At 61.4% G+C, this 12,102-nt stretch carries 8 protein-coding genes; all 8 read left to right on the top strand.

Annotation, left to right across the window (positions count from 1 at the left end):
• Positions 1-15: 15 nt before the first annotated feature.
• Positions 16-753 carry a type VI secretion system lipoprotein TssJ gene (tssJ, locus tag QRN36_RS15105; protein ID WP_285424817.1) on the top strand — a complete coding sequence of 246 codons (738 nt, stop codon included), beginning with the start codon at positions 16-18 and terminating at the stop codon, positions 751-753.
• A complete protein-coding gene (gene tssK, locus QRN36_RS15100; RefSeq protein WP_285424783.1) occupies positions 746-2,089 on the top strand; it encodes a type VI secretion system baseplate subunit TssK in 1,344 nt (447 codons plus the stop codon). Before tssJ ends, tssK begins: the two co-directional genes overlap by 8 nt.
• Complete coding sequence (gene icmH, locus QRN36_RS15095) at positions 2,086-2,799, top strand: type IVB secretion system protein IcmH/DotU (protein WP_285424782.1); 714 nt, start codon at positions 2,086-2,088, stop codon at positions 2,797-2,799. The genes tssK and icmH overlap by 4 nt, the downstream gene beginning before the upstream one ends.
• 30 nt (positions 2,800-2,829) lie before the next feature.
• Positions 2,830-6,753, top strand: a complete 3,924-nt coding sequence (locus tag QRN36_RS15090) for a type VI secretion protein IcmF/TssM N-terminal domain-containing protein (RefSeq protein WP_285424781.1) — start codon at positions 2,830-2,832, stop codon at positions 6,751-6,753.
• A 31-nt stretch (positions 6,754-6,784) separates the two neighbouring features.
• The gene (gene tagF, locus QRN36_RS15085) at positions 6,785-7,711 is read left to right on the top strand and encodes a type VI secretion system-associated protein TagF (RefSeq protein ID WP_285424780.1); all 927 of its coding nucleotides are present in this window, start codon (positions 6,785-6,787) and stop codon (positions 7,709-7,711) included.
• On the top strand, positions 7,708-10,203 hold the full coding sequence (tssM, locus tag QRN36_RS15080) for a type VI secretion system membrane subunit TssM (protein WP_285424778.1): 2,496 nt from the start codon (positions 7,708-7,710) through the stop codon (positions 10,201-10,203). Before tagF ends, tssM begins: the two co-directional genes overlap by 4 nt.
• A gap of 165 nt (positions 10,204-10,368) precedes the next feature.
• Positions 10,369-10,887 (top strand): type VI secretion system tube protein Hcp, encoded by a 519-nt coding sequence (locus QRN36_RS15075; protein ID WP_285424777.1) that lies wholly within the window; start codon positions 10,369-10,371, stop codon positions 10,885-10,887.
• A 101-nt stretch (positions 10,888-10,988) separates the two neighbouring features.
• A complete protein-coding gene (gene tssA / locus QRN36_RS15070) occupies positions 10,989-12,089 on the top strand; it encodes a type VI secretion system protein TssA (protein ID WP_285424775.1) in 1,101 nt (366 codons plus the stop codon).
• Positions 12,090-12,102 lie beyond the last annotated feature (13 nt).

The raw sequence follows: 12,102 nt of genomic DNA, 5'->3' as shown, positions 1-12,102 counted from the left end.
ATGAAGATGCACAACATGGAACGTGCCAGCGCAGGCTGGATCAAGGGTTTCACCGTTCTGACGATGGTGATGGCGCTGACCGCCTGCGGCATTACCGACCGGGCCAGCAAGCGCGTCGACGACACCTGGGCGGGCGACATGCTGTTCGGCGATAAAGAGAAGGTGATCCTGACCTCCGACGGCGGCAATCAGCTCAACCCGGACGACTCGGGAAGACCGCTGTCGGTGGTGCTGCGGGTCTATCAACTCACCGCACTTGAGCGCTTTGCGTCCACCGACGCCGACTCCCTGTGGGACGACCCGCAACGCGCGCTCGGCAACACGCTGATCGACAGCCAGGAAATCACCTTGCTGCCGGGCATGGGTCAGAACAACCAATGGCCGTTGAACAAGGCCACCGGCTATGTCGGCGTTGCCGCCTTCTTCCGCTCGGAAGAAAAGAGCCGGTGGAAAGTCGCCTTCGACGCCAACTCGCTGCGCAAGGACGGGATCTGGTTCTCATCCGATGGTCTGCGTGTGCTGGTCGACAACAACCAGGTGGTGGCCGTACGCGGCGCCGATGTGTTGCGCCAGACGCCAACCGAAGCCCAGATCGCCCGAAACAACGCCCTGCCGCAGGACCCGGCCAACCCGACCCTCGCGCAGAAAATGCAGGACGCGGTGGTTCAGAAAGCCGAGGACAGCGCCGCCGACTCCGCGCAGAAAGGCATGCAGTCAAAATTCGATTCACTCCTGGAAGGCGTTCATGAGTAAGCAGAGCCGTGTGATGTGGTCCGAAGGGATGTTCCTTCTGCCGCAGCATTTTCAATATCAGGACGAGTTCCACCAACACCAGCTCGCCGAGTCGACCTTGCGCGGCACGCCGTTTCACTGGGGCGTGCAGACGCTGCAGATCGATGAAGAAGCGTTGGCCAACGGCTCGTTGCAGCTCAAACGACTGAAGCTGGTGTTTCCTGACGGCAGCCTCTTCGATGCACCTCAGCACGACCCGTTGCCGGCCGCCAGGGACCTCAGGGAGTTGCTCAAGGGCAATGACTTCAAGGTCTACGCGGCGCTGAAACTGCCCGAGCCATTCGGTCTGAATTACGTCGAGGACGGTCAGGAGCAGAAAAGCGCGCGACGGTTTCGCAAGCAGTTCGACACCCTGCCCGACCTGAACGAAGGGGATCTGGAAAACGAGATCACCAGCCTGCGGCTGAACGTGGTGATGCTGGTCGACGGCGACACGCTGGACGGCTACAGCTACTGCCCGGTGGCGCGACTGTCGCGCAATAACATCGGCGGCTTCAATCTGGACACGCACTTCGTGCACCCCACCTTGCACCTGGGCAATCATGAGACGCTGAACGGTCTGGGCAAACGGTTGCTCGGCGCGCTGCAATCCAAAAGCAAGGCACTGTCAGGCCGGCGTCGCGAACGTGCCGACCAGATCGCCGAGTTCGGCTCCAGCGATGTCACGCTGTTCTGGCTGCTCAATACCGTGAACCGTGCGTACCCGAACCTGGCGCATCTGCTTGCCCACCCACGCCTGCACCCGGAACGTCTTTATCTGTTTCTCGCGGAGCTCGCGGGCGGCCTGCTGACTTTCTCTCTGGACACCGAGCTCAACGATATTCCCGAATACGACCATCACGATCCGGCGGCCTCGCTGGTCAAGCTCGACGAGATGATCCGGGTGCTGCTCGATAACGTCATTCCGAACCAATGCATCATGATCAACCTGACCCAGACCAAGCCATCGTACTGGCAGGGCCAGCTGCACGATCCGCGCCTTGCCGAAGCCGACTTCTATATTTCGGTGCACGCCGACATGCCCGGTTCCAGCCTGCTGGAGCTGGTGCCACGGGCCTTCAAGGTCGGCTCGCCGGAAGACATCGAAGTGGTCGTCAACAGCGCGATGCCCGGCGTCACGCTCAATCACTCCACTCGCCTGCCCAATGCGATCCCGGTGCGACTGGACAACCACTACTTCTCCATCGAGCCCCATGGCCGCGTCTACGAACGCATGATGAGAGCCCAGGCCATATCTTTCTACGCACCCAGTGCCTTCACCAATCTCAAGCTTGAACTGATGGCGGTCCTCAAATGAACGAAGCCGTGATGCAAGGCGCAACGACCGCCATTGTCGCAAAACCCACGTTGAAAGATCTGGTGCAGGACTTCATCAGCATGGCGCTGATCGTGCGTCGTGGTCGCCAGGTGACGTCGATCAGCGCTTTCGAAGCCAGCGTCGACGGGTTCTTCACCCAGCTGGAGCGTGACGCACGCAGCGCCAATTACAGCGTCGACCAAGTCAAGGACACGCAGTACGCGCTCTGCGCATTTCTCGATGAAAGCGTGTTGCGCTCGGGTGACAACGAGCTGCGCCGCCACTTCGAACTGTCGCCCTTGCAGTTCCGCTATTTCGGCGTGCACCTGGCCGGTCAAGGCTTCTTCGAGAAGATCGACTCGCTGCGTGCCGACGTGAAAAACAATCTCGATGTGCTGGAGGTTTACCACCTGTGTCTGGCGCTGGGCTTTGAAGGCAAGTTCGGCCTGAGCGAGAAAGATCAGCTGCGCTATCTGGCCAATACCCTCGGTCAGGACATCGCACGGTACCGCAAGACGCCCAAAGCGCTGTCGCCCGACTGGGCGCTGCCTGATCAGGTCTCGCAGATGCTGCGCCATGAGGTGCCGGTCTGGCTCTATCTGGCGCTCATCGCGCTGGTCTGCGTGGGTGTTTACCTGACGCTGGACTGGCTGCTGGGCAAAGACGTCGCCGTACTGTCAGAACACATCAGCCAGCTGTTCAGTGCCTGAGCAATGGTCAGGTAACCGAGTCAGGAAGACATGAAAACATTACTTCGTGCGTTAAAAAGCTTCTGGTTCCTCATCCTCGCGCTGTGGGCGGCAAGCCTGGTCGTGTGCGGGTTCATCGCCCCGCGTGTGCAGTGGTCGCGTGAGCAATTGCTCGAAACCATGCTGATCGTCAGCACCTTCTACGTGCTGATCATCGTGCTGCGTCAGTACAAGCGCATCCGTATCGAGCGCAACCTCGAAAACCTGGTGCAGATCGAAGTCGATCGCTCGCTGAAATCCAATGGCGAATTCCGCGACCAGCAGGTGCTCAGAGACAGGCTCAAGCACGCCATCGCCATGCTGCGTGCCGACCGCTCTGCAGGCGGCGGCGGTTCTTCGGCCCTGTACGACTTGCCGTGGTATCTGGTCATCGGCATGTCGGCGGCGGGCAAGACCTCCCTGCTGACCCGTTCGGGCCTGTCTGCCAGCATTGCCAGCAGCCAGAACGACAACGACAGCGGGACGCAGCACTGCGACTGGTACTTCAGCCCCGATGCGGTGCTGATCGACACTGCCGGGCGTTACCTTCGCGACGATCAGTCGGCCAGCGAATTCACCGCATTCCTGCAACTGCTGAAAAAGCAGCGCAAGAAGGCGGCGGTCAACGGTTTGGTGCTGGTCGTGAGCCTGCCCGAATTGCTGGCGGCCACTGCCGATGAGCGCGCGCAGATGGCCACCCAGCTGGTCTCGCGCATCGAAGAATATGCACGTTGCCTGGACGCCAACCCGCCGATCTACCTGATGCTGAGCAAGACTGACCAACTGCCTGGCTTCAATCAGGCGTTCGACGGTCTGGACCTCACCGAACGGCAGCAGCCGCTGGGCATGACGTTCGGCCTGTCGGAGATCCGAAGCCTCGGCCTGCGCGCCGTGCTCGACAGCAAACTGGCCAATCTGCACAACGGCATTCAGCGTCACGTCGACGCGCAGATGATCCACCTGGGCGCGGACGCCAACAGCGCGTTGCTCAACTTCCCGAACTATTTTGCCGAGCTGTCGGGCGTGCTCGAGCAGTTCCTCGAGCATTTCACTCAACCGGCCAGTCACGGCAGCCCGCTCTTGCTGCGTGGCTTGTATTTCACCAGTGCGTTGCAGACCGACCAGCAATTGAGTCAGGTGTACGAGGACGATCTGGCGGAGTCCTTCGCGCTGCTGCCGGGTCAGGATCCTCTGACCGTCGGCGAGGCAAGCGGCAAAAAGGTCGGCGACCGCAGTTACTTCATTACCGACACCTTCCGTCGCGTCATCTTTGCCGACCGTGATCTGACCCGTTATCAGTCGCGCACCGGCCGCGACACCTCGCTGAGCCCGGCCTTGATCGCGCTGGCGGCACTGGCCGGCCTTGCCTTCATCGGCTGGCAGGCGCTGGCATTTCAGAACAATCGCGCGTGGATCGCAGCGCTCGAACAGAAAATCAGCGACCTGAACGCAGCGCCCGATCGTGACCAGCGCATGGCGGCAGGCGAAGGCCTGGAGCTGCTGCGCGATCAACTGACACTGATCGAAAAACATCGCGCCAAAGGCGTACCGCTGCAACTGAGCGCAGGCCTGTACCGCGGCGACGATATCTTCGCTGCCGCCGAGTCGGCGTACCTCCAGCAACTGCGCACTCAGGCGCTGGAGCCAGTGGCGTTGAAGCTGCAAATGCAGATGCGCACGTTCAACGAGTTCGCCAAGTCGATGGACCCGCAGAACGACTTCCCGGCCACCGCCGGCAAGGCGACCGGTAAAGCCGGCAAGGGCCAGAAACTGATCGAACGGGGCGTGCAGAACCTTGCCGCCAACGCAGGCAAACCGACGCTGAGCAGTATTCCGCGCAGTGCCGGCGATGCGGGCAACCGGCTCAAAGGCATGGCCAGAGGCGCCGCCAGCAAAACCCGCGACGGCGCCATGGCCGACCTGCGCAACCCTGCGACCGCAAGTGACGCGGCCGAACTTTCGGCGACCACCGGCGGACTGTCGCTGTCCGAGGAGATGCTCGGGCGTCTGGATGAGCAGCAGGTGGCGTCGATCATCGAATCGTACAACTCGCTCAAGCTGTACCTGATGCTGACGCAGCCCGGTGCCCATCCGGACCCTGAATTCGTCAGCGCCGCGCTGCCGGTCGCCTGGGCCAGCACCTCGACCGAGGCCAGCCCGGTCAGCGATCAGGTGATCCAGGACAACGCGCCGATGTACGTGCAGTTGCTCAAGAACGGTCAGGCCCCTGCCCTGCCGCGCAACGAACAACTGGTCGACAGCACGCGCAAGAGCCTGAAGTCGTTCATGATCTCCAGCTCGCTGGTGGACCGCGAATACCTTCGCCTGCAGCTGGAATCCAGCCGTCAGTTCCCGGCCATCAGCCTCAACGATCTGGTGCCACTGCCCGGCCGCCAATTGCTCTACGGCAGTGAAGCGGTGCCGGCCATCTTCACCCGGCAAGGCTGGGACGGCTTCGTCAAACCGGAGTTGATCAAGCTGGTCTCGGGCAATCTGCGCAACGAATCCGACTGGGTGCTCGATGGCGAGGGCGGCGACAGCATCGTTCAAAAAGCCAACTTCATGCGTGAGTTCATGGCGCGTTACAAACGCGACTACGCGCAGGTCTGGTACGCCCTGCTCAACGGTGTCGGCGTTCGGCATTTCACCGACATGGCCAACGCCACCGAACAGCTGTCGTTGCTCAGTGACGTGCAGAACTCGCCGGTCAAGATCCTGCTCTCGGCGGTCAATGACAACACGCAATGGGACCTGCCTGCCCCGCGTGAAACGCAGCAACCTGGCAGCACGCCGCAAGACACGTTCTGGGGCAAGGTGACCGGGCTGTTCGATGATCCGCAGAAGTCGTCGATGGCGATGCTGTCGCCGCTGCCGCCGGTAGACGACGGCAGCCTGGCGAAACGCTTCGAGCCGGTGTCCCGCGTGTTCGCCGCGCAGAACTCCGAGGGTGCCGACAGCACGATCATGGATCGCTATCTGGCGGCACTGCGCAAGCTCAAGGTGCGCATGAACAACATCCAGCGTTCGCAGGATGTGGGCAAGAGCAGCAAGCAGCTGATCAGCGAAACGCTGGAAGGTCAGCCGAGCGAAGTGACTAACGTACGCAACTACGTTGAAACCACTGTCGACACCAGCCAGGGCAGCCTGTCGGCTTCGCTGCAGAGCCTGTTCAGCCTGCCGATCCAGTTCGCCTGGGAAACCCTGCGCGATCCGGCCGGCCAGCAGATCGCCAAAGCCTGGGCGCAGCAGATCGCCAAGCCGTGGGAACAGGTCATGGCGCACCGCTACCCGATTGCGGCCGGCAGCCGCAACGAAGCCTCGGTCAAAGACCTGCAGCGTTTCGTCGATCCCGAATCCGGCCTGCTGCCGAACTTCAAGCGCAATGAGATCGGTAACCTCTCCGGCGGTGAAGGCCTGGGCATGAGCAGCGGCGCCAAGGCTGCACCGCTGGTCAATCCGAACATGGTCAACAGCATCGACAAGGCCAGTTCTCTGGGCGAAGTGATCGCCAGCCTGTCGGACAAGGAAAACGGCTTCGAAATCATGCTCGAACCGTCGGCCTACTTCACCGACATCATCTTCACCCTGGATGGTCAGGAGCAGCATTACCGCAACGGCAAAACCAGCTGGAGCCGTTTCTCCTGGCCGGGCACGACCACGGCACCGGGCGCTCGTCTGGATGTGGTGACGCTGACCGGCGAGCGCATCACCGTGTTCGATTACCCGGGCCGCTGGGGCTTGCTGCGGATGAACGACAGCGCTCGTGTGGATGATCTGGACGGCATTCAACAACGCTTCAGTTGGAGCACCGCCAACGGTCAGGTGAGCCTTGCTGTGCGCAACTACGGCGGCGTCAAGCTGACCGACCTTGCCAACGTCAAGGCGCTCAGCGCGTTGAACACCTCGGTCAACGTTGCGGACGGGCGAACCAAGTGAGCTGGCACGCCTTGAACCTGAGGATCGGCCGATGATCGGTTGCTTCGGGAAAATACCGGCCAGCGCCGACTTCGTCAGCCTGCATGGCGCCGCTGACGAGGTCTGCGAATTCGACGGCTGGCTGCAGGATTCGCTGGCGTCGATTCATCCGCGCGAGGACTGGCGCAATCTGTTCGATCGCCTGCCGGTGTGTTTCTTTTCCTACCGTGCGCGGTCGGGCAACTGGCTGCTGGGCGGTCTGATCAGCTCGATGGATGCCAGTCAGCGACGCTATCCGTTCTTCATTTTCCAGACGCTCAAGGCGTTGGAAAATGAACGTCTGATCAACCCGTTCACGCTAAGCGAACTGTTCTGCGCGCAGATCAAGTCGCTGCTGCACCTTGGCGTGCAGGGTGAACAGCCGGCGCTGCTGTTTGAAAAAATCCGGGCGCTGCGCCCGTTGCAAGGTCAGGACTTCGCGCTGTTCCGCCAGGTGCATGAAAAGTTTCTGCGTAACTTCAACCTGCGCGACATCAGCGACGCGTTGAAAAACTCTTACCCGGAGTTCATCACCCATGCGGTGCTGACCCGGCTGCATGCCCTGCGCCGCCCGCTGCATCACGCCGATGCGCCGAGCGTGTGCCTGCCCTTGCCCGCCGAGCGCGGCCTGAAAAACCCCACCGCGGATCTGTGGGTCGACTGGCTGACACGCCTGAGTGTGAACCGGGTATCGCCGCAGGTGAGCGTGCTGGCCGATGACTTCATGCGCCCGAAGCTGTTCTGCTTTCCGTCCCGAAGCGCCCACAGCCTGTACGCCGTGCTGACCGGCAATGGCGACAGCACGGGCAACTATGACGTACTGGCGAACTTCGCGACCTTCGACGAACACCATCGGCCGCCGGAATTTCCTGACTCCGAATGCCCCCTTTATGACGTCATCGACCGTTTTGTCGACGCGCCGGATGTGAAGTCTGTATGAACAAGATCAAGTATTACTTTCTGCGTTATCAGCCCTACATTCTGGGGATCTGTTTCTTTCTGACGCTCTTCGTGGTGTGGGCCATCGGGCGCGCGCTGGACTTCAATTCCCTGCACAGCCTGCTGGCCGGTATCGGTCTGTTCCTGGTCCTGTCCGCCGGTTACGTGCTGCTGCTCTATCGCGGCGCTTCGCGGCATCACAACCTGGAAGGCCTGCTGCGCGATGACGCCGATCAGGCGGTGCTCAACGCCAGCCCTGCCGACCGCGAAGAAGTCAGCCTGCTGCGCGAACGTCTGTTGCAGAGCATCGACCGCCTGCACAGCAACAAGCCCCGCGGCACCGCCAGCAAGGACGCGCTGTACGCACTGCCGTGGTACCTGGTGGTGGGCCAGCCGGCCGCGGGTAAAAGCACCATGCTGTATCAGTCCGGCCTGAATTTCCCGTATGCCGAACGCGAAGGCGTGCGGGTCGCCGGGCTGGGCGGCACGCGCAATTGCGACTGGTTTTTCAGCTCCGAGGCCGTGCTTCTGGACACTGCCGGGCGCTACATGAACAACCAGGAAGAAGCCGGCAAGTGGCGCGCGTTTCTCCAGTTGCTGCGTCAACATCGCCAGCGGCGTCCGCTCAACGGGCTGATCGTGACGGTGAGCATTCATGACATCCTGCAGAGCTCGGTGGAGGATCAGGAGCGCCTTGCCAAACGTCTGCGCGAGCGCATTCAGGAAACCCACTCGTTGTTGGAAGTGCGCCTGCCGGTCTATCTGGTGTTCACCAAATGCGACCTGGTGCCGGGCTTCAGCGCCTTCTACCGGCGCCTGGACGAGGTCGCCCGTGGCGAGGTGATGGGCAAGACCTTCACGCACAAGGATTACGAAAAGGCCGATTGGGGTCAGCGCTTCGGCGTCGCCATGGACGAACTGACCCGGTACTGGCAGGAAGTGGCCAGTCAGCAACTGGTGTTGCAGGACATTCAGATCACTCGGCAGGACTCCGCCGTCTACCGTTTCCCGCTGGAACTGGCGGCGCTCAAGCCCAGGCTGCAGCAGTTCGTCGATGCCCTGTTGCGCGCCAACCCGTACCAGAACGCGGAACTGCTGCGCGGCTTCTATTTCACCAGCGCGCTGGACGCCGACGCGCCGGAACTGGGCGGCCACACTCGCCAGGTCAGCGAGCGTTTTCACCTTCAAGCCGAGCTGGCGAGCGCCAGCGGCAACGCGCAACCGCAGCCGCTGTTCATCAACAGCCTGTTTCGCAAGGTCATCATTCCGGACCAGCATCTGGTCGCGCTGTACACCACCAATTTCCGCGAGCGTCGCCGCAAGGCGGCGTGGGTGGGCGGCGCCAGTCTGGTCGCGCTGCTGCTGTGCAGTCTGTGGGGCTGGTCGTACTGGAACAACGCGTCCGCCATCGAAACATTGTCGTCGGAATTGACCGCAGCAGCGGCGCAGGACAAAGCCACGCCGCAGCAGTACACGTCCTGGCAGACCCTTGACCGGCTGCGTTTCTGGACCGCCGATTATTACGCGCGGCATCACGATCAGGGCGTTCCGCTGCGCCTGCGTCTGGGCCTGTACCAGGGTTACAAAATCGAGCCGGTATTGCGCAGCCGCTACTTCAGCCGGCTTGAAACCGTGATGCTCAAACCAACCGCCGACAACCTGACCCGGTCGTTGTATCTGCTGACCACGATCAAGGTGTATCAGCGCAACGCCAAGGACCTGATGCCCGTCACCGGCGTGGACAGCGTCGAGCCCCGAGCCCTGCCGGCCGATAACCGCGCTCAGTCGATTGCCGACTTCGGCAAGGCCACGCTGGAGACCTACGTGATGTTGTCACGCTCCCAGCGCGAGAAGGCAGACCCGGCGTTCCTCAAAGCCAGAATTCCGGATTATTGGTACCCCGCCATCGCACGACAGACGGGCAAAAACATGACGGCCTACGCGGTCGCCCCGAATGCGGGAACCGACTACGAGCTCGCCAGCCGCCAGGTCAATTTCTACAGCGATCAGATCCACGAACCGGACGTGCCGAGGATCCTCGACAACGCGTTCCTGACGTCCAGCTCGCGCAATTACATCAACAGCCTGCTGTCGCAGTCGCTGCGTTCGATCGAGACGATCACCCTTGAGTCGGACACGCTGTTCGCGTTTGCCCGCGCTGATTTCCAGAGCCTGAAAACCGAGGGCCAGAGCCAGCTGAGCGCAATCGCCGGCAAGCTGCTGAGCACCCCGAACATCGGCAAGATCATCATCGCCGGCCACGCCGACCAGCTGGGTGACCCGCAAGGCAACCTGCAGGTGTCCAGGCAACGTGCCCAAACCATCAAGACTTATCTGGTCGGCAAGGGCGTGCCCGCCGAACTGGTCGAGGCCGTGGGCGAAGGCAGCGAGAAACCATTGGTCAAGTGCGACATGCAGTTGCCAAGGCCGCAACTCATTCAATGCCTGGAGCCTAACCGACGGGTGGAAATCGAGGTGCGCGCGCTCAACTGAGTACGCATACCGCTCAGAAGAAACCGGCGCCTGAGCCTCTGCGTGCGGAGGCTGAGGCAGCGGCAACAGACCTCTCTTGAATGATCAAGGAGGTCAAATCAAGGGGCTGAGATCTGGCCGCAGGTAAGGCTGGCCCTTAAATGTAAGAAAATGGAGACGTAAAAAATGGCATTTGACGCATATATTCAGATCGACGGGATTCCAGGTGAAGTGCTGGACGACAAGCACAAGGACTGGATCGAAGTTCTGGGCTACGAATACGGCGCCACTCAAGCGACTTCGGCGACTGCAAGCTCCTCGGGTGGTGCGTCGTCCGAGCGCGTCGCGCTGAGCGATTTCAGCATTCGCAAAGCCGTCGACAAGGCGTCCGCGAAGCTGTTCGAAGCCTGCTGCAAAGGCACTCACATCGCCAAGATCCAGCTGAACGTCAACCGTGCCGGCGGCGACAAGCTGACCTACCTGACCATCAACCTGGAAGAGGTTGTCGTGTCGTCGGTCAAGGCCATCGCCGGTGGCAACCAGGATGGCGAAGACAAGGCTGTGAGCGATCTGCCGATCGAAGAAATCAGCTTCAACTTCGCACGCATCAAAACCACCTACACCCAGCAGAGCCGTGCCGACGGCCAGGGTGGCGGTAACGTCACTGGCGGCTGGGACCGTACCGCCAACAAGGTTTTCGCGTGATCGCGTAAGCACCCTGGGCCACCGCCGATGGCGATGGCCCTTGTTCAACACCATGCCGATCCGATCGGCATGGTGTTCTTTCATTCATTTCCGAGTTGACCATGTCTGAATTTCTCAACGACCTTTCACTGACCGAACTGACAGCGCCGATCAATGGAGGCAGCGGCGAAGACCTGAGCTTTTCCACGCTGTTCGACAACGTCAAAGAGGCTCGTCGAGCAGACCCTGATTACCTTACCCAGGGTGACTGGCAGACCGATCTGAAATCATCGGATTGGGACCTGACGATCACCCTGGCCGCACAGGGACTTGCTCAGCAGAGCAAGGACCTGATGCTCGTCGCCTGGCTCAGTGAAGCGCTTGCGCACAAATACCATTTCCAGGGAATCACCTTCGGCCTGACCCTGGCCGAGCGAATCCTGCGGCAGTTCTGGGATGGCCTGTATCCGGCGCTCGATGAGGGCCTGGACGAGCGCGCCGCCCGACTGGCCTGGCTGAAAACCACCTTGGCCGATGTGGTCGGTGGCCTGCCCATCACTCAGGGCGACGGCTTCGGCCTGTTGCGCTACGACGAGTCGCGCCACATTGAAAACCTTGCCCTGCAGAATCAGCAGGCCATGCGCATCGCGCTGGACGAAGGCAAGATCAATGCGGAAATCTTCCAGCGCTCGGTGGTCCTCACCGACACTGAACACTTCGTGCGCAAGGCTGCTGAAATCAACGACAGCCTGCACGCCTGTCGTCAGCTGCAGGCCACTGCCGATCAACTGTTCGGCCATGAAGCACCGAGCTTCGCCGCGCTGGTCGAAATCCTTTCCCGTGCCGCGCAACTCGCCGAAAAACTGCTCAAAGACCGTGGCGTCGAACTCAACGCTCCCGCAGCGCAGGCGCCATCCGAACCTGCGGCCGCGATCGAGGCCCCGAATACTTCAGGTGGCGCCATGGCCATGACCGCGAAAGACACCGCACCAGCGCCATTGCGCACAACCCCGCTGACCCGCGACGAGGCCTTTACCCTGCTGGCCGGCGTGGCGCAGTTCTTCAAACAGACCGAGCCGCAAAGCCCTGTGCCCTACCTGATCGAGCGCGCGATCAAATGGGGCAACATGCCGCTGGAAGGCTGGCTGAACGACGTGATCAAGGACAGCAACGTGGTGGATGGCATTCGCGATGTGTTGGGGACCAAGGAATCGAAGGCCTGACAGGTCTGAGTGG

This window comes from Pseudomonas sp. efr-133-TYG-103a (assembly GCF_030209235.1).
Taxonomy (GTDB): domain Bacteria; phylum Pseudomonadota; class Gammaproteobacteria; order Pseudomonadales; family Pseudomonadaceae; genus Aquipseudomonas.
This window is presented reverse-complemented; position numbering and strand designations above follow the sequence as displayed.